Below are 20,902 nucleotides of genomic sequence, written 5' to 3'. Positions count from 1 at the left end.
CCTGTTTTCGATCCTTTATATTTAGACTAAACCGACTAACCATGACTAGGAAAATCTACCTAATCCGTCACTCATATGCTGAAGAATCCCATGGGAAAAGAGATATAGATCGAAAACTGACTTTAGAAGGTCAAAGTACGGTGCGTGCACTAGGCAGGTATTTAATTAATCAAAATTTCAATCCGGATATTATTTTAAGCAGTTCATCTGTAAGAACGACCGAAACAGCGGTGAATTTGGTTGAAGAGCTTGGGATGAATGAAGGAATTATTGATTATCGGGAAATTATTTACAACGCATCAGTGCGTGAATTGCTTGAAGTCCTGAATGATATTTCTGATGAGACTAAATCTATCGCGATCATTGGGCACAATCCAACCATCACTTTTTTTGGTGAGTACCTTTCAGGGTCAATCATAGGTAATATGGAACCCTCTGGAGTCGTTACCATTAAAATTGAAAAGTTGAAATGGAAGGAAATATCACAAGGCACGGGTATTTTCGTAAGCTATTATCATCCTGATCATTAATGTACAATCCCAGCGACGTAGGTAAAAAAGGAAGCATTTTCGGTTTGCCCTACAATCTTGAAGAGGCTAAACTCGTACTGATACCGGTTCATTTAGATGTGACCGTATCATATGGCCAGGGAACGTCAAAAGCTCCGGACACCATTCTTGAAGAGTCTTCACAACTAGATTTATCACTTCTGTCGATCGCACGTCCGTGGGAATTACCCATAGCAATGTATGACCGCATAGTGGTTGCTAGTCAAAACGAAATTCACCGCGGCAGAGCTACGACTGTGATCAAAGCACTCGAAGCGGGAAAAAAACCTGAGTCCGAGCAAATTGAATTCATCAATGAATACTGCTCCAAAACACACGATAGAATTAAAGAATTGTCATTGTCCTTATTGAACCTTGATAAACTTGTTGGTATTGTAGGTGGAGATCATTCTTCACCGTTAGGGTTGATAAGCGCTTTGAGTGAAAAAGGAGATTACGGCATTCTTCAAATCGATGCACATATGGATTTGAGATCCTCTTACGAAAAGTTTGACTATTCGCATGCGAGTATCATGTTTAATGCTTTGAATGAAAAAGGCGTCAAGTCACTAACGCAAGTTGGAATTCGGGATTTTTGTGAAGAAGAGGAGAACTACATTAGTAATTCTGAGAAGCCAGTTCATGTTTTTTACGATGAACAAATTTTCGCAAAAAAGAATCAAGGGTTTGCTTGGAGTAAGCAGGTCGATGAAATTGTTTCAACCCTTCCTCAGCATGTCTATGTAAGTTTTGATATGGATGGAATGGATCCATCACTATGTCCAAATACTGGCACGCCGGTAGCTGGTGGATTGCAGTTTAATGAGGCAACGTATCTAATGGAGCAAGTGGTAAGATCCGGTCGGAAAATAATTGGGTTTGATGTCTGCGAAACCGGAAATGATGCGTGGGATGCCAATGTAGCCGCTCGCATCCTCTATAGAATTTCAACCTTGACCGGAGTATCTAATGAGCTATTGAGCTTTCGATAGATCCTTCAATAATTCATTGAAGGATTCAGTGTCGTATTTTGCCATGCCATGGTTCTCCACTTTTATTAAACCTTCTTTGTTCATTACGTAAGTCGTCGGAATAGATCGTGTATTATAGGTTCCGGGAAGAGCAGATCTTAAGAAGTACACAGGAAATTCAAACCCTTTCCGATTGATGAAGGCGTGAGCTTTGCTTTCATCTTGATCGAGTGAAATCATAACGAATTTTACATCATTTTTTTGTTTGTCATACAAATCATGAATATCTGGCATCTCTGCGACACAAGGAGGACACCAGGTTGCCCAAAAATTCAAGAAAACAACTTCGCCTTCAAATTCGGCAAACTGAACTCGATTTCCTTCAAAATCTTCAAGCCAAAAATCATAAGATGCTTTTCTTTCTTCCTCTGGCATTTCAGGAGTAATAAACCCTGTAGCTAACACAACTTGCTGTACTCTGCCAATCACTTCCGTATGCCAGCCAGTTAGGTAAATGATACCGAAAACGGTAATCAAGACAATCCATTCGATAAGTTCTTTTTTAACTTTTTGCTTCATCGTTGGGGGTTCATCTTACTAATACACCCAAATTGAATAAATGATTCACCTATGATCAGCTAAGGCCGTTCTTCCTATTTTTATAATCTCACTTAGTATTTTTATAAATTAGCATTCTCATAAACATCACCCATGCGATGAAAATTAAGTCAACAGCTACGATTCTATTTCTTTTAGTGTTCATTAGTGCAGAAGCACAAAAGATCAAATACAAAGATTTGTTCCCCGTTCTTGCCGCAAAAAATTACGATGAAGGAGGTCCCAAGCTCATTCAATTTCTGTCAGATGAAAAAAATCAGGATGAGCCCAATGCTAATTTGCAAATGGCATTATGGCTAGAAAGTAGGTTTCTGAGCTTTGATGTGGTGGATGATTCATCCAAAGTCTATCAAGTTGGAGACTCTGCAATCTTCTATTTTGAAAAATCAAAGACATTAATCACTGAGAAGGAGTTGAAAAAGAAGGATGAATATTATCAAGCATTCTTTAGAAGAGACCTTAGAACCGGTGAATTTGGCATCAAGGTTTCAGATGTCCATTTAGATATTGAAAAAAAGGTAGAATCAATTGAGACACGGATTGCAGATGTAAAGGAGATGCATCGTAGAGTTGTGAAAGTGGAAGAAAATCAAGCTTCAGCAATGAGTGCCTATAAAGGGTTAGTTTCCCAATTTTCTGTACAGAGCAATTTATTGATTGGAGCGGACGAAAGTGTGCAAACCGCACTTTCAGAAATTGAAACAAATGGAAGGCTCGGTGTTGAAAATGCGAATGGTGTAAAGGAATTGGCTGTGAAGCTCGGTTCAGAAAAATACAGCCAGGAACCTACGTTGAAAAGTATTGAACAATATGGCGTAGATGGAATGACTGCATCTAATATAAGATCAGGGACCATTGAGATTTGGAATTTTGAGATTTGGGCAAGTGCCGCCAGATCTGAAATTCTTGGAGGTGTGGCGCTTTTCAAAACCATGATCACCAATTTTTCAGATGAAATTAGAGCTAAGAAGGCCAAAGTAAAGAATAGTCAGAACGCTGAAATTGGAGATTTTCCTGCAAACCTAAAGCAGCAATTTGAAAAGTATGATGCAGAGTCTACGGCGGAAAAGCTGCTCAAAGTAGAAATGTATGAAGCCAAAATTATGAAGCAGATTGATTTACAGTTGAATCCCGCTTTAATGGATTCATCTTTAATTGGTTCACAGCTGGAGATCTATGAAACCGCATTTGCAGACGCGAAAGAAATGAACCTTCTCGTTGAGTCAATTACAACAGATGATCTGGAGTTGGCAAAGAAAAAATATACTGACTACATCGAAAGTTTCTTTCAGAAGTATGTGACCGCTTCTAAATATGTGCTGGATATGCAAAAATGGTCTCGAAGACATGTGGAGTGGTTAGGCAATTCTGTAGAGTTCTGGGCCCAAAAAAATCGTTATGGCATGGATGCTGAAAATGAAGAAGTGCTGTATCCGCTTTTCATTCAGGATACGCCTGAAGCTGGCTTCATGACTATGAATGTGCCGATTAAGACGGCAGAAGAAATTGTAGCATATGGTGCAGACTTAAATTCTAAAAAGGGGTTTGTAGCTTCTTTTGGCCCGGATCGAGTATCCAAGTGGAAACTCGAGTTCGACCTGCCAGGAACCAATGGGGTAAACTATGAAAGTGATTCAATTCCAACCATAGCAGGTTCAGAAAGTTTTTACATCTACAATTCCTCTGCTCAGGAAAACAACTTTGTAGTGGTGAGCTATACTCCGGATGGCAGGCTAAACTGGGGAACAGTAGTTTCAATAGACAAAAAGCCGGTAGACTTCAAGTTTGATGATCTCACCCAGGAGCTAACCATATTTCTATACCCTGAGGAGCAATTGCCGCTTGATTCGGATGAGCTTGGGTATGTGGTGATCGATCGGACAGGAAATGCGAGGTAGGTTATTCGTATTAATTTCATTTCTGACTCTATTAGCCTGTTCTGAAGAAGAACTACCCGTAGGTATATATCACTACCAGGTTGAAAGATTATTGAGTGGGGAAGAAGGTTCCAAAGTATGGATGAAAGTTGTCAATTCGCAGAACTGCTCGGACTCAGTACAACTCATTTTTGAGCTTGTTGAAAATACTTCAGATGATTCATTGGATATTTCAATAATTTCAGGATGTCCATCCATGAATACGGCTACAATTATCGGTAGAGCAAGTGCTTCCAAAGCAGAAGATAGAGACCTGTTTACTGATTCTTTGATTTTTGCTTCAGGTAATTTTTGGATCATAAATCAAATTACATCACAACAATTATTCCTGAATATGAACGATCAGGACGTTCAGTACATGGTTAAGTGAATTAATACATGGATTTTTTTTTGCGTTTCTCCGCCAATTTTCTTTAGGTCATCGAAATATATGCCGATTTATCAAACAGTTAGATAAAATTTGCTATCTATATAGTAAGACCAACTATCATTAAATGTTACGATTTAAATTACTTGCAATCTTTTTGTGTATTGGTATATATGCTATTGCACAAACTACCATCGTATCATACGATTTTGATGACTCAGATCAAGGCTGGACCGTAACATCCAACACCAATGGAGACTGGCTGAGAGGTACAGATATATTTAGCGCTGGCTCCAATGATTCGTACTGGTATACCTCTCCTTCGAATTATAATGATGATGCAGTCTTAGTAATAGAAAGCCCTATAATAGACTTGACAGGTCAGACAGATCTATTATTTTCATTCAGGTATAGACATAATACAGAAGCAGCTTGGGACGGATTTCAAGTAGAATACAGTTCCAATGGTGGCGTTGGTTGGACGGATTTAGGAGCGGTTGGAGATGGTGTAAACTGGTATAGCGATACTGATGTTGATGCCATTGCAAATGGAGCTGATGGATGGTCTGGTGATAATACAGAATGGCAGACTGGTCAGATAGAGCTACCAGCTGTATTGGAAAACAATGCAAACGTGATGGTCCGCATTAGATTTGAGAGTGACGTTAATACTACCGACGAAGGAGTGGCATTTGATGATGTAATTATTACATCAGGATTTGATATTGTAATCGATGGCAATGGGAATGAAATTTCTGACGGAGATTCAAGCCCAAGTTTTGAAGACTATACCGATTTCCGAAGTGTAGATGTCGCCTCAGGAACTGTGATTAAATCGTTCTCAATTTCCAATGGAGCAGGTGGAACACTTACGCTCACCGGAGGAACGTCAGTGACAATAAGCGGAACGAATGCTGCTGATTTTACGGTAGACAGTCAACCTGCATCTACAACTCTAGATGCGTTCGAAACTACCTCATTTGCTATAGAATTTGATCCGTCAGCTACAGGTGAGCGAACGGCCACCATTTCAATTGCCAGCGATGATCCGGATGAAGACCCATTCACATTTGATATTAAAGGAATCGGTGTAAATGCAGTGATCGTACACGATTTTAATTCAAGCGACAATGGCTGGACAGTGACTTCAAACACCAATGGTGATTGGTCGCGAGGTACAGGGACGTTAAGTTCAGGGGCCAATGGCTCTTACTGGCACACAACACCAAACGGAGCATACAACAATGACGCTGTACTAACGATAGAGAGTCCGGTAATCGACCTAACTGGTGAGTCCGATCTATTATTATACATGGATATTAGGTATGATACAGAAGATGCCTGGGATGGAATGAAGGTGGAATATAGCGACGATGCAGGAGCCAATTGGTTTGACCTAGGAGTCGTTGGAGATGGAATTGGCTGGTATAATGATACGGATGTAGATGCTTTTGCCAATGGCGAAGATGGGTGGTCAGGGGACAATTCATTTTGGTCTGTTGCTCAAATCAGTATTCCAGCTGCATTAGAAGGGAATGCCAACACGCAGTTCAGAGTATTATTTGAAAGTGATAATTCTGTCACCGATGTGGGAGCAGCATTTGATAATTTCATGATTTATACAGGCACTCCTGATATCTATCTCGAAGCAAATGGGATTCGAATTGTAAACGGTGATTCAAGTCCAGATGCCCTCGATAATACAGATTTTAGGACTGTAGATGTGACTTCAGGAACACGATCAAAAGTCTATACAATAACTAACTATGATGGAGGAACACTGAATTTTACTGGTGGTACACCGGTGACAATCAGTGGATCTGCTTCAGCAGACTATACAGTAACTACCCAACCCACGTCTGGAGTCGCTGCATTTGAGTCAACCACCTTTGTAATTCAATTCGATCCGTCTGCCACAGGTGCTAGAAACGCAACAGTATCTATAGCCAGCAATGATCCTGATGATGATCCATTTACCTTTGATATTACTGGAACTGGAGATAATGCGGTTATTAATCAGGATTTTGACAGTGGTGATGAGGGTTGGACTGTTACAGCAAATACGAATGGAGATTGGTCTAGAGGTACCGGAATATTAAGTACGGGAGCTGATGGAAACTACTGGCATACCACACCGAATGGAGGATACAGTGACGATGCGGTTTTGACCATTGAAAGTGGTACGCTTGATCTGACAGGTGAGACCTCACTGACTCTTTTCATGGATGTGAGATTTGATACAGAAGTGGATTGGGACGGCTTTCAAGTAGAGTATAGCTCAGATGGTGGAGCGAATTGGAATGATCTTGGATCTACTGCAGAGGGAATTAACTGGTACAATGATGGTGATGTAGATGCATTCGCTAATAATGCCAATGGATGGACAGGTGATAATGGTTTTTGGCAAACCGCAGAACTGGATCTTCCAAGTGCTTTGGAGAATAATTCTAATGTTCAGTTTAGAGTTCTTTTCGCTAGTGATGGATCGGTTACAGAGACAGGAGTTGCCTTTGACAACTTCGTCATTTTTGGAGATGTGACACCACTACCGGTAGAGTTATTGGCTTTCAATGGAGTATTTAAAAACAATCAAGTTGAATTGACGTGGACTACAGCTGTAGAAATCAATAATGATTATTTCGAGATTCAGCACTCAATAGATGGAGAAGAGTTCTCTTCAATAGGACATATAGCTGGAAATGGTAATTACGACGGAATTCTTAACTATTCCTACATCCATCAAGGACCTGCGTTGGGATTTAACTTCTATAGACTTAAACAAGTCGATTTTGATGGAACAGAAACATTGCACGAAATCATTCAAATCTATAATGATTCGGTTCATGATGGGATGGATGTTACCGTATACCCAAACCCAACCACAAGTAAGGCGATGAATATTCGTATCATTTCCGGAGATGATCATACACCACTAGAATTCAAATTGGTGAACTTGGATGGAAAAGTCATCTTAGAAAAAGAGATAGATGGGAGCCTTCTTCTAGATCAGAAACTGATGGAGAATTACAATCTAAAACCAGGTATTTACATTGCAACTTTCAAACAAGGCAATATCATATCAACCAAAAGACTTGTTATTAAATAGCTCTATTGACCAGTTTTGTAATAATTAGAAGCTTTGAATAGGAGTTTTATCGAAATATTTCCTGATTTTATATAAATATTCTTCCCTTCTTAGAATACTTCAGGCGGTTAAACGAAAGTTTGTTTAAAACACACTAATGTTTTGGTAATTTTCAGTTTCAAGACCTTAAAGTGTACTACCACAGTATGAGATTTCCACGTTTTACAATAGCATTGCTATCGATCATTTTTTCGCTTTCCACCGTAGCACAATCCGGGCCGGGCGGAGTAGGCTCCAGTAGCTCAACTACAGATTCGCTATTATTATGGTTGCGGGCCGATTCACTTGTTTCAGTTGATGGTTCAAATTATGTTACCAACTGGGGAGATATAAGTGGAAATGGGAACGATTATGCAACGCAGGATGGTGCACAATTTCCATTCAATGCGACAGGCCTCAACAATCGACCAACAATAAACTTAACGGAAGTTAACACGGGTGTGATTGGCGAATTGGAGGGATCTTCAACAGCCTCATATTTCGGACTTAATAGTAATGATCCAGTAAGGCCTGGAGACGTCATAATCATATTTCAAAACGGGACCAATTCTGGCTATATCTCTCAGTTTCCAGCAAACGGTGGTAACAGTTCATTCTTATCAATGGTTACTCAAGGTGGGTCCGGAGGAGCCGCGGATAACAATGAACCAAACGATGTACAGGTTTTTGTAAGAAATGATGGCGCGGACGGGGACACTTTTGATGAAGTTTCTTCCGAAGGAACTGGTATTGATAATTTTTTCGTAGATGACCAATTTCATATTGCCAGATTTGGCTTTGACCCAATTGGAGATTCAACATGGATTTATCACAATAGCACCTTTGGAGAATCTGTTACAGTCACAGATATAGGATATGATGGAACCAACACAGCCAATGGTCCACACAGATTAGGATCATCAGATACTGGTCAGGATTATGATGGCCAGATTGCAGAGTTCATTGTCTTCACCGATGTATTGAACGATGCTGAATACACCGTCTTATTGAATTATCTAAACGCTAGATATGCGCTAGACATTTTAACTGCTGATCATTATGTTGGTGCCGGTTACCTCGAAGATGTTATCGGAATTGGCAATCTTGGAGCAAGCAACCATATGGCATCTGAAGGAACAGGAGGAGGCCTTTATTTAAGTGGTGTAGCAGGAACCAGCACTACAACATTTGATGCTGACGAGTGGATTTTTGCCGGACATGATGGAGCTGCTACTTCCAACACATTCGCTGATGTACCGGATGCAGATAAGACACGAGTAACACGAATTTGGAAGGTGGAGAAGACGGAAGGAGCTTCAAATGCAGGATTTGATGTGACAATAACATTTGACCTTGGTGATCTGGGACTTTCTGGCATTGGTGATTTCGACTTATATAAACGAACAGCTACCAGTGGAGATTTCACAAACCTGGGTCTTACACCAACAGTAAATGGTGATCAAATTTCCTTTACTGTAACAGACGCCACAACAGACGATAGCGAGCAATACTTCACGCTAGCTTACGGAGCAAGCTCGCCAGGCGGGGTAAGCAACAATTTGAGATTATGGCTTCAAGCTGATAAAGGCATGGAGACCACTGGAAACGCTATCGATGACTGGAGAGATCAGACATCAAATGGCAATGATGCGACAGACCCTTCTGCACTTGCCGAACTCCAGACAAATAGTACAAATTTTAATCCTGGAGCTGTTTTTGACGGTGACGCGACATCACTTCAAGGAACAGTTGTTACCACAAATAATAACCTCACATTTTTATCTGTTTATACCGATAATAGCTCGGCAAACTCGGGTGGAGCATTATTTGAGTTCAACTCAGGTGGACAGAGTCATTTTCTTCTGGATAATGCTTATGCTGGTGGTGGTGCCTTTTCAGCAAACATTACTAAAAATGCTTCTACAATAATTAGCATAGACCATCCTTCAGGGACTACCGCTGATTTGTATCAGGATGGAGCATCATTTGAAAGCAGCTACACAACTGTTGGAAACAGCTCAGCCGGAACCTATAATTACACACTTGGTGATGATGATGATGGTGGTAATACCTTTTCGGGAACGATTAACGAAATCATTGCTTTTGACGGAACTCTATTTCCCGCAGAACGAGAGCAAGTAGAATCATACCTGGCAATTAAATATGGATTAAGCCTTTCTCATGACTATTTGAGAAGCGATGGTACCCTAATTTTTGACGTTGATAATTCAGCTGTTAATGATGGGTATGAGAATCAAATTATTGGACTTGGTACTGATATAACCTCCGGCCTTGTTCAGAATGTTGCTAGAGCTGAAAATGACTCCTTGGTTATTGCCTTGGAAGAAGATTACACATCTGTAAATGAAGGGAGATCTACTGTCTTAGGAGATGATTCATTCTTTTTCGTTTCGAACAATTCAGGGAATTTTGGCGCGACTACAACCGATGGAGATTTACGTCTAAATCGTGTGTGGAAAGTAAATGAAAGTGGTACGGTTGGCTCTATCTTCCTGGGAATGCCTACTTCGTTGTATGAGTTTGATTCACTATTAGTTTCAACTGATCCAACCTTCACTACAGGAGTAACACAAACAGTCGTTTCAACTTTAGGAAATTACAATTCAGTAAGCTATGACTTTGCAGACGGTGAATATTTCACTTTCACAGTGAAGGAGGTTTTAGAAAATCCGGATTTATTGGTTTGGTTAAAAGCTGATGCCGGGGTGACAACCAGTGGCTTTGATGTAACCAATTGGGCAGATCAGAGTGGTAATGGTAATGACGCGAATGACGATGATTCAGAGTTTGATGGAGAGGCAGCACTTTCGGGTAATATACAAGCTGAGGATCCTGGAGCATTAAATAGCGATGCCTTCAATTTCAATCCTGCGATTTCCTTTAGCAATGATGATCGGCCATTGACTGGGAGCTATACGAGCACTCAGGATGGAGCTACATTCATTATTGTAGGCAAAAACACAGATCCGGCTAGCGGAATAGATACCTGGTTTGATACTTATAGAGCTGGTGCAGCCAGCAACTCAACTACCAGAACTTACTTTTTCGAAACCAGGTACAATGAAGGTGGCGATTTTACATCACGCACATTAGAGGATACAACGGTTATTTATTCCATCGTTAATCCAACGAGTACCATTTCAGATATATACGAAAATGGCAGTGTATTCGAGACTGGATACGATGTTGACAATACACTAACGGCTGACACATATCATTATGTAATCGCTGATGACGCAACTGGAGGTAATGAATTCACAGGAGATATTGCCGAATTTATGGTGTATCAAGGAGCATTGACTCAGACAGAGATTGAATGCATTGAAACTTATCTGTCTATAAAATATGGAGCGTTGCTAGGACATAATTATCGTGCTCCGGATGGAACAACCATCTTCGATATTTCAGCAGATAATAATTTCGATAACAACATTGTTGCACTTGCGCGAGAAGAAGTATTGGAGTTAAACCAAAAGGTAGCAAGAAGCGAATTTGATAATCTTGTGATAGCCTTAGAACAAGATTTTGACGGTTCCAATTCCTCAAGGAGTACTTCACTATCCACAGGTCAATATTTCTTTGTCTCTTCAAATAACGGCTCGGTAGCCTCAGATTCAAGTTACCGATCGTTTAACGGCAATAGACTTGGCAGAAAATGGAAGGTCAGTGAGACCAATAATCCCGGATCAGTATATGTAGCTATTTCTGATACGGTTGCAGCAAACTTCAATGTACTTTTGGTATCAGCAGACTCTACATTTAGTTCAGGTGTGACTGAAGTAAGCCTTTCTCAGTCCGGAGGATATTATTTTGTTAATAGAGATTTTGCAGATGGTGACTATTTTACGTTTGCCAATTCGGTATCACCAGGTGGTGTTAATAACGGTCTCCAGATATGGCTAAAAGCAGATTCAGAGCTCACAGTTGATGATTGGGGCGATCAGTCAGGAAACAGCAATGATGCGACATCTCCTGAAAACGATCCAACAATTACCAGTTCAGGAATCAACTTTAACCCAGCCATACAATTCTCAACAGCTGGCGATCGTATGCAAGGAACCCTGTCTACAGGAACAGACAGCCTCTCATACCTTATAGTCGCAGAGGATAGAAGTGGAGTTTCTTCAGGTGGAGTATTGATAGAGTTTGATGCTACCACAGATCTTACTTTGAATGATGCATCATATGCCGGTTTAGCTTTTGCATCACCTGCCAATATTATTAAAGATACTGCACAGCTAATCTCAGTTGTACATCCTGAAGGCGCAGGACCCGCGACAGTATATCAAAATGGCACCTCATTCGAAGTAGGTGCGGTGAGCGCAGCAGCAAGTACTGCTTACAATTATTCGATTGGTGATGACGTAGCTAGTGCCAATGGTTTTGATGGGTTGATCTCTGAGGTTATTGTTTATGATGAAGCATTGTCAGACGCTGACAGAGAAATGCTGGAAAGTTATCTAGCCGTTAAGTATGCCCTGCCAGTGGCTCACAACATAGTTGCATCTGAAGGATCTATCATTTTGGATGCCACCGCAAGCAGTGGTTACATGAATGGACTTCTTGGATTAGGGTATGATGTTCGTACCCAATTAGATCAAAAGGTTGCCAAGTCTCCTTATGATTCAATAAAAATTGCAACAACCGATGATTTTACAACAGATAATACATCTCGTCCAACAGCTTTTGACGACCTGCAATACTCATTAATAACCAATGATGGTGGAGCTTACACCATTACAGAAGATTACAAAGCAGAAACCAATGCACGACTCGAAAGAGTTTGGGAAGTTCATGAGTTAAATAATCCGGGATCTATTGTATTAGCTCTGCCTAACTCTGGGATTTTCACCTCATTAAACACCATTCTACTTTCTTCAGATCCAACATTTACAACAGGAGTTATCGAACAAAGCCTAACGGTTTCAGGAAGTAATAGAATTGTAACTATCGATTTGACAGATGGGTTGTATTTCACATTCACCACATCAGCACCTGAGTCTAATATTTGGTATAGTTACCTATCAGGTAATTGGTCTGATCCAGGTAACTGGACACTGGATGGAGCGATCTCTCCATTATATCTAAACCCTAGTAGTGAGGTTCCGTCCGAAGGAGATACGGTAGTTATAAAAAGTGGCCGTAGCATCACTTCAGATATTAATGGAATTCTTGTAGAACGGGCAGAAATTATTGGTAGTCTCGATTTAGCATCTACTGGAAGTCACACCTTTACTTATATGCTTGGTAATGGCACGTTGAGGCTTTCAGGAGCATCTGGTGTAGATAATTATCCGTCTGCTATCGACACTTTATTTTATTCAGCATCGGAAGGAGGAACTGTAGAATATTACGGATCCGGACTATCTCTTGATTCAAAAAGGAGCTATAATAATCTAGTAATCAACCTTGACAACCTCGCCAATGAGGTTGAACAATCTGCAGACTCAATTTGGGTATATGGTAACATGACCGTAACCCAAGGTGTGTATCAGTTTGGAAGCAATAGTGTTGCAGACAGTTTAGTTAATGAAGTACGTGGAGATGTATTAGTAGAGGCTAATGGAGGATTTGAAGTTGGAGCAACTCAGTCGCGCCATGAATTCAATCTATATGGTGATTTCACCAATCAAGGTGTTGTAGAGTTTACCAATCGAACATCAGCTGACTACACCACAGAAGCATTGAATGGAATTGTAGATGTGAATTTTGTGAGCCCAACACAAGATCAAATCGTAGATCTTCAAAATAGTACAGCCTTTTATCGAATAGAAATAAACAAAGGCGTAGACGACACTTATAAGGTATCTCTATCCGCAGATGACGCTTCGTATTTTGCACTCTATGGATATGCAAGTGAGGGGCATGGGTCGATCGCCCAACTCGCGAGTAACGATAACGTACTCGGATTAATTTATGGAACAGTAGAAATAGGAAGCAATATCCAAATTGGAGAACTGGTAGATGGTGGAAACTACAATATATCTGAAGGTGCATCTCTAGTAATTGATGGTGGAAATGTTGTTGGAGATCGATGGATAGTGACATATGGTAGTTTAGTTATGAATGCCGGCACACTTGATTTAGGCGTTGGTACAGTATTAAGAAACTCAGGTTTCTGGGAGGTGCATGGTGGAACTATAGATATGGGGCATTTCAGGACTTCCGCACTTGGAGCAGGAAACGACGGCTCGTGGACACAGACAGGCGGAATCGTTAATTTAACGGGAAGTGGTTCGCAAGCGGACTATTACACATTCAGCTTAACCTATGAAACATGTAGTTTCACGATGACTGGAGGAGAATTGAATGTTTCTCCAGGTAATAGTGCGCCAACAGGATTGAAAGGAATCTTCTTAAATGCAGCGACGGAAAACCAAACAGTGACAGGTGGAACTGTAACCTTAGATATGGTGGGTACAGAAAATGACACTACTTATATTACCTCTTCGGTACCATTTTATAATCTAAACATCCTTCAAAGTGCCAATGATGTAGATCCTGATTCTAAAGTCATGATCACCGGAGGCAATTCAGGAGGAGTAGCTCCAGATGGTGTTGATCTACCAAATCAACCGATAAACATCCTAAATGACCTCACTATTGGTAATGTTGGTGGTATTGACACCACGCAGGTGGACTTTGATGGAAATGATGTAAACATAACCGGTAATCTTATTTTGAGAGATAGTGCATTGGTTGATTTTACAGATATGACTATCACTATTGAGGGATCAGGAACGTCTCAGATAGATATACAAATTCAAGATATACCGGTAGTACTTGACAGTTTAGTGATAAATAAGACCAATGAATTTGTACCTGTTACTGTGATCAATGGATATGACACCTTGTTTGAGGTTGAGCATTACCTAAGTGTAGCAAATGGAAATTTTGACATAGGTACATTCGATATTCAATTGGATGGAGACCTAAATCTGGGAGATACTTTAGGTTCCTCTGGTAGTACCGGCGTATTATATATGCTAGGTGAGGGAGAAACCGTTGCGCAAACCATAACCTCAACTACTGGTGGTTTTGTGTACGATGCTCTTATTGATAACAATTCGAATATCACTTTAAGTGGTGGTGATGTAGGTTTCGATTCACTTGAATTGAATGACGGAATAATAGATATTGGAGTTAATAAAGTAACACTTAACACACCAGTTGAAACAACCGGGACTTTTGGAACAGACCTATACTTCCTTACTGATGGTAATCCAACGGATGGAGGATTGGAATTCCTTTTTGATGATGACGAATCCATTACTTATCCATTCGGTATAACAGGCTTCTATACGCCATTGGTGGCAGATTTAGATACTACTAATAATGATGTTGGATATGTGAGAGTTAATCCGGTGAATTCTAAACTTGGAACCATCGATGATGATGTGGCCGTATTAGATTACCTCAATTACTATTGGAAAGTAGGATATAGTGATTTTGCAAACCTACCACGAATCAATAGCTACGATTTTACTTATATAGACAATGCAGCTGATGATGACGTCACTGGAACCGAAGCTGACTTGCAACCTGGTTTTGTTGAAGACGGAGTAGATGAAGATGGTGATGGGGATTCATATACCAGAACAGCAGTTGGAAGTGTAACTGATGTCAATGACGGTACCGATGTTATTAATTTTACCTTCGCCGCGACTGAAGACACACTAAAAGCTGCCAATTATACTGCTGGAGAAGCTGCCGCATTTGCAGGAAGTGTTACCGTGTTTTATTCTAGAAGAAGTACAGCTTCTGGAGGGGGAGGCGTATCAAGTTGGGTGGATAATCTTGCTTGGTCCAATGATGATGTGCTTAGACACGAAGGAACTTCAGCCTCTAGTTATCCTGGCGAAAATAGTAGTAGTGATGTAGTAGTTATGGGATATGGTGCTACAAACCTTGATTTATCTACTTGCAATCCATGTACGATAATAAATACCACTCGACATGATGTTCAAATTGACAATACCACAATTACAGTTGCTGAAATTATCTATGATCAGAATCCTGCTGCAAATGCACTAAATAATATTGATACAAGGATTCGTGTAAATAGCAATGCCACCTTGAATGCCGAAAGAGTAACCGGAAGAGGTACTATGTTTCAAAATGTAGTAACTACGGCCACTTTTGGAGTAATAAATGCTGATTTCAATGAATTCAACGAAGACCCAGACAATGGTTGGTTCTTTAGAACCACAGGCAGTGGTAAAACTATTCAAGGTACAGATAGATTCGAATTTCCTACGCTAAGAGTTTTTGGTAATAATGACGTGAGCTTTTCACAACCTGTGACAGCTTCTGGTTTAGTCGTAGATAGCAATGCAGATCTTTTTCTCGATCAGGACTTCACCATAAATGGTACGGCAAGAATTGGCCTAAATCAAGGCGGAGAACTTTATTTTGGTACATCTGCAGGCGGTGCAGTTGGATCTAATGTTACATTCGAATGCGACTCTTTAGTCTTGACAAGCAATAACTCTAGTGCGGTTTCTGTAATTGATGCTGGTGCGGATGAGCATATCCTAAGAGTCAACCGTGGAATAAACCTTGATCAGGGTCTTTCTTTTGATCTTTACAACGCTAGTACATCCTCGGCAATTCTTGAGGTTTCGGGAAGCGGTGTTGCTGCCATTGAAAATGGTGACGGCATGCCGGTTGAGCTATATCGATTGGTTGTTAATAAAGGATTAGATACGACTAATATCTTCAGTATAGATACAGATTTAGATATCATGGGTGACAATACTACTTCACCTCAATCCATCGAACTTCAAAACGGAAAATTAATTTTAAACAACTCAGGACTTACACTTGAACTAGCAGACAATTCCGATTTTGATATTCCAGGAAGTGCGGGACTTGAAGTGACTCAAGGTTCAGTCAGCTCAACCGGAGCGAATATCATTCTGGATGGACTACTTAGAATTAATGGAGGCTCAGCAACCTTGACGTCTACCGATATTGAATATTCAAGTTCAGGTAGTGCATTGATAGACGTTTCAGTAGGTACCCTAAACATAGGAGGTCAGGTGCGTAGAACATTAACAGCCTTGAATGGGATTTTGCAGTACCGTCAAACGGGAGGAGATGTAGATATTGCAACAGACGTTGCTGATAACAATACAAGAGGAGCATTCGAAGTGTTAAACAGTGGAAGTGAATTCACGCTTACAGGAGGTACCTTCAATATTGAAAGAGGAGTTACAGGAGATGCAAATCTTTCCCTTAGGCTAAATCCTACAACTTTCGATCTTACTGGCTCCACCATAACCCTATTTGAGAATTTAGGTGCTGATTATGGATCTAATTTCTTCAATATAAGCTCAGCAATTCCTTTAAATAACTTGACAATTGCAAATAGTATTGATCTACCGGATGTGCGATTATTTAATCAGAATCTCGAGGTAAATGACCTGACAATCAATTCAAACCAAGCACTTTTGGCCAATAGTTTTGACCTGACCTTGAATGGTAATTTCATTAACAATGGTACATATACGAATACATCAACAGAAACTATTCTAGCTGGTTCCGGAGCACAATTGGTTTCAGGATCCGGAACTTTCACAATATTTGATCTTCGAAAAAATGGAGCAGGAACCACCACCTCTAGTGTGAGTCTTGATATTGATAATGATTTGATGTTGACTGCAGGTACGTTAGATATCGGAGCGAATGAAATAAACCTGAATAATGATGCTTTCATTGAGAGCACATTAGTCAATACAGGCGGTAATGGACTGGTATTTAATGGAAACGCAAATCAAGAGCTTAGCGGTTTGTCCAACAACACGATTGATATCGGTACAATAACCATCAGCAACTTAAATGGAGTAGATATTCCAGATGGAAACGGCTATAATTTCAATATAACTCAGGAATTAAGACTAAATGGTGGTGTATTTAATATCGGCGGTAGTTTAGTAACCATAGTTGCCGGCGCACCAATTACAGAAGTCAGTACCTTCAATGTGAATAATATGGTTCAAACGAATAGTTCATTTACAGATAATGGACTTAAGATTGATTTCTATGGTGTTGCAGCGGATACTACCGTATTCTTCCCGGTTGGAGAGTTGAAGTACACTCCGGTCCAATTTGAACTGGATGCCGGAACCACAAGCGGATCTATACGAGTAAGGCCAGCCAATGAACGCCATCCTACTATTATTGACGATGCTGAGCCTGGAACAGTGGCAGATCCGGAAATAGATGATACTCAAAATGTACTTCAATATCACTGGATAGTGGTTGCTGAAACTATAACAAACGCAGATGGTACAGCGACATTCTTTTATGATCATGGTGATATCACAAACATTCAGACGGACACGGCAAACTTCATTTCAGCAAGACTTCTTGCAAATGATATCAACTGGGACAAGTTTGCTCCAACCTTATTCTTAGGTGCTAGTGAGACATTCCAGGTTCCTCTCAATACATTCACTGCGAATGAAATTACTGGAGATTACACCGCAGGAGCAGGTAGTTCAGATGGCATAAATGCAGATATTGAAGGAGCAATCCCCGATCAGCTAGCACAATATGAAACTTCACTCGTTGGATCAGGCAACTACAGTGTTGCCGTAAATTGGAATACAATAAATGGTCCAAATGTTACTGATGGTGTTGGGCCAGTTGGAGCTCAGATCATTGTCAGAAGTGGAGATGATCTTACCTTAAATCTTGACAATATCAGGTTATATGCAACTGAAATAGAAGCAGGTGCGATTTTGAGAGTACCTGCAGGGACGACTGGTGTACGTTTGGGAACAGTAACAGGATCTGGTACAATTGTGTTAGAGGATAATGAACTGTTGCCAACAGGTGAGTATACAGATTTCTTCCAATGTTCCGGAGGAGCCCTTCAATACTCCGGTACATCTTCATACAATGTCTTGACTGGTGTTTCACAAATCAGGAAGGTGATTCTCGAGGGATCCGGATCACGAACATTACCAAATAACCTGATTTCAATATGTGATACACTTGAAATAAATGGCCCTACAGTTGTGCTTAATTCAGGGCTAACATATTCAATTGGAGATGCAGACGATGATTTATTAAATATACAGGCAGGCACAGTTACACTTTCAAATGGATCTCAGATTGATTTGACTGGAGATTTTGAAATGTCGGGCGGCTCATTCACTGGTGCCACAAATACGGATATAAATATTTCAGATGACGTGACTTTATCCGGAGGTACACTTAATTGGAATGGAACCGATATTGTCTTAAACGGAACGACCGAGCAACTGATTGATGGAGACTTTACAAGCGCAGCTGGTTTTGATGACTTAACAATTAATAACTCAGGAGCAGGTGTAACGATCAATAGTGGTGATGCAGAGGTTGCTGGTGTACTTACACTAACTGATGGTTTGGTGAATACCACATCTACAGAAACACTTACACTAACCTCAAGTGGTAGCTGGACAGGAGCAAGTTCTGCTAGTTATGTTACAGGACCTTTGGCTAAAGAAGATATTGCAGCCACATCTACCTTTGAATTTCCAATTGGGAAGTCGGCCAGATATGCGCCCGCCTCGGTTGTAAATGTAGGTGTTGGAGGTGATGATTGGACTGCTGAATATTTTACGGCTACAACAGGTAGCTATCTGAGCTCATCTTTTGATAACAGCGACCCAGGATCTGGTTTCAATGCGCTGATTCGAGTTGAAAATACCGATCGTTGGGAGATTACGAGCGCAGGCTCGAATACGGCACAAGTAAGAGCTACTTATGGATCACACAATGGCTTTGCCAATACCGCTAGCATTCGATTAGTATGGTGGGATGATGAAGCTGCTCTGGATGGGGATGCGGTAGAAAATAGATGGGAGAATCAAGGCGGACAAGTATCAGGATCTACAACTGCAGGAACGGTAACATCTGAGAACACCATTTTCTTCAGCACTCGTCAAGTAGCACTTGGGTATGCGCCCGAGACCCTCTTACCAGTCGAACTTTTGGACTTTAGCGCAGAAGCTAAGGATAACAAAGTGAGATTGTCGTGGGCTACCGTTAGCGAATTGAATAACGATTATTTTGAGGTACTTCATTCAATTGATGGAATTGAGTTTACATCAATTGGAATAGTTCAAGGAAATGGAACCACTAATGAATTAATTGAATATTCAATGACTCACTCAGATCCGGTTCTTGGAGATAATTACTATCAATTAAAACAAGTGGATTTCGATGGTGCAGAGACGCTATATGAGATTGTAAAAGTGTATAATGACTATCATCGTGCAAGCATGGATATCACGGTGTATCCTAACCCAGCAACCGCAGATAATCTTCGATTAAGAATTGCATCAGGAGATAGTAATACTCCAATTAGTATACGATTGATTGATCAAACTGGAAAAACTCATTACCAACGAATTCTCAATAACTCATTGGATTTTGACGAAAGAGTTGAGCCGACCTTAAATATGGTACCTGGCATTTATTATATGATCGTGACTCAGGGAGATCAGATTCAGCGACAGAAAATAATAATCAGGTAATCAATACGTATTCGCAGAATTAACTAAACAGCAGGCCACAAAGCCTGCTGTTTCTGTTCGCAGTGTATTTTGTCCGAGTGAAATAGTTTCAAAGCCGTGAGATTTCGCTAGTTGTACTTCATCCAGGCTAAAGTCTCCCTCGGGACCAATCAGGATAGCAACGGATCTATTGTCATACAATGATTCTGAGATGTAACGATGTGAATCATCCACATGAGCAATCAACTTGATCTCAGCATCATTTTGAGCAAGGAATGAGTCAAGAGGCGTCAATTCATTAAGTTTCAATAGAAAGGGATTCCTACTTTGCTTCATTGCACTGATGGCTTTCTTTTCTAATCTATCTAAACGCAGTTTTTTCCGCTCACTATGCTTAGATAGGATAAATGTCACTTCGTCTACACCAATCTCACATAGCTTCTCAATCAACCATTCGATTCTATCGGCATTTTTTGTAGGAGCAATGGCTAAATGAGTTTTGAATCGTTTCTTTGAATTGTGAATTGACTCAATAACGTTAAAGGCACATGATTTTTTGTTGATCTGGGTCAAAACTGAACGGTGTTCACCTCCATTTCCATCAAAAACTAAAATTTCGTCTCCTTTTTGATGCCTTAAAACTTGAGCGCAATGCTTAGACTCTTCCTCTGAAAGGAAATTTTCACCCTCTTGAATATGATTTTGATAAAAAATGGCCATTTAAAGTCTATTTGCTATTGAAAATTATCATTTTTACGTAAAATGATTAAATAATGGTTAAAAAATGAACCTATTTATTATTAATAT

General features: G+C 40.3%; 8 protein-coding genes. 6 read left to right on the top strand and 2 right to left on the bottom strand.

Annotated elements, in window-relative coordinates; translation table 11 throughout:
• Positions 1–41: 41 nt before the first annotated feature.
• Together ACL8WY_RS04175 and ACL8WY_RS04170 are read left to right on the top strand one after the other, a co-directional pair.
• On the top strand, positions 42–530 hold the full coding sequence (locus ACL8WY_RS04175; protein ID WP_436517164.1) for a SixA phosphatase family protein: 489 nt from the start codon (positions 42–44) through the stop codon (positions 528–530).
• A complete protein-coding gene (locus ACL8WY_RS04170; RefSeq protein WP_436517163.1) occupies positions 530–1,540 on the top strand; it encodes an arginase family protein in 1,011 nt (336 codons plus the stop codon). The genes ACL8WY_RS04175 and ACL8WY_RS04170 overlap by 1 nt, the downstream gene beginning before the upstream one ends.
• Here the strand turns inward: ACL8WY_RS04170 and ACL8WY_RS04165 are convergent.
• Complete coding sequence (locus ACL8WY_RS04165) at positions 1,523–2,098, bottom strand: TlpA family protein disulfide reductase (RefSeq protein ID WP_436517162.1); 576 nt, start codon at positions 2,096–2,098, stop codon at positions 1,523–1,525. The two genes, ACL8WY_RS04170 and ACL8WY_RS04165, sit on opposite strands and share 18 nt — an antisense overlap.
• 137 nt (positions 2,099–2,235) lie before the next feature.
• On the opposite strand from ACL8WY_RS04165, the gene ACL8WY_RS04160 reads away from it, so the two are divergent.
• The 4 genes from ACL8WY_RS04160 to ACL8WY_RS04145 all read left to right on the top strand — a co-directional run bounded on the left by ACL8WY_RS04160 (position 2,236) and on the right by ACL8WY_RS04145 (position 20,116).
• Positions 2,236–4,035, top strand: a complete 1,800-nt coding sequence (locus tag ACL8WY_RS04160; RefSeq protein ID WP_436517161.1) for a hypothetical protein — start codon at positions 2,236–2,238, stop codon at positions 4,033–4,035.
• Positions 4,025–4,444, top strand: coding sequence for a hypothetical protein (locus ACL8WY_RS04155; RefSeq protein WP_436517160.1), 420 nt, complete (start codon positions 4,025–4,027; stop codon positions 4,442–4,444). Before ACL8WY_RS04160 ends, ACL8WY_RS04155 begins: the two co-directional genes overlap by 11 nt.
• A 124-nt stretch (positions 4,445–4,568) precedes the next feature.
• Positions 4,569–7,547 carry a choice-of-anchor D domain-containing protein gene (locus tag ACL8WY_RS04150; RefSeq protein WP_436517159.1) on the top strand — a complete coding sequence of 993 codons (2,979 nt, stop codon included), beginning with the start codon at positions 4,569–4,571 and terminating at the stop codon, positions 7,545–7,547.
• A 185-nt stretch (positions 7,548–7,732) separates the two neighbouring features.
• Positions 7,733–20,116 (top strand): LamG-like jellyroll fold domain-containing protein, encoded by a 12,384-nt coding sequence (locus tag ACL8WY_RS04145; protein ID WP_436517158.1) that lies wholly within the window; start codon positions 7,733–7,735, stop codon positions 20,114–20,116.
• On the opposite strand, the gene ACL8WY_RS04140 is transcribed toward ACL8WY_RS04145, so the two are convergent.
• Positions 20,117–20,815: a 16S rRNA (uracil(1498)-N(3))-methyltransferase gene (locus ACL8WY_RS04140; RefSeq protein ID WP_436517157.1), complete on the bottom strand. Its 699-nt coding sequence runs from the start codon at positions 20,813–20,815 to the stop codon at positions 20,117–20,119. It lies immediately after the preceding gene.
• Positions 20,816–20,902: the final 87 nt, after the last annotated feature.

Source organism: Ekhidna algicida (assembly GCF_051379705.1).
GTDB lineage: Bacteria > Bacteroidota > Bacteroidia > Cytophagales > Cyclobacteriaceae > Ekhidna.
Note: the sequence above shows the minus strand (reverse complement) of the source record. Positions and strands in the feature narration are given on the sequence as shown.

Excerpts from the sequence above, each read along its gene's own strand:
- ACL8WY_RS04175 (WP_436517164.1), top strand. The coding sequence starts at position 42 with ATGACTAGGAAAATCTACCTAATCCGTCACTCATATGCTGAAGAATCC.
- ACL8WY_RS04170 (WP_436517163.1), top strand. The coding sequence starts at position 530 with ATGTACAATCCCAGCGACGTAGGTAAAAAAGGAAGCATTTTCGGTTTG.
- ACL8WY_RS04165 (WP_436517162.1), bottom strand. The coding sequence starts at position 2,098 with ATGAAGCAAAAAGTTAAAAAAGAACTTATCGAATGGATTGTCTTGATT.
- ACL8WY_RS04160 (WP_436517161.1), top strand. The coding sequence starts at position 2,236 with ATGAAAATTAAGTCAACAGCTACGATTCTATTTCTTTTAGTGTTCATT.
- ACL8WY_RS04155 (WP_436517160.1), top strand. The coding sequence starts at position 4,025 with ATGCGAGGTAGGTTATTCGTATTAATTTCATTTCTGACTCTATTAGCC.
- ACL8WY_RS04150 (WP_436517159.1), top strand. The coding sequence starts at position 4,569 with ATGTTACGATTTAAATTACTTGCAATCTTTTTGTGTATTGGTATATAT.
- ACL8WY_RS04145 (WP_436517158.1), top strand. The coding sequence starts at position 7,733 with ATGAGATTTCCACGTTTTACAATAGCATTGCTATCGATCATTTTTTCG.
- ACL8WY_RS04140 (WP_436517157.1), bottom strand. The coding sequence starts at position 20,815 with ATGGCCATTTTTTATCAAAATCATATTCAAGAGGGTGAAAATTTCCTT.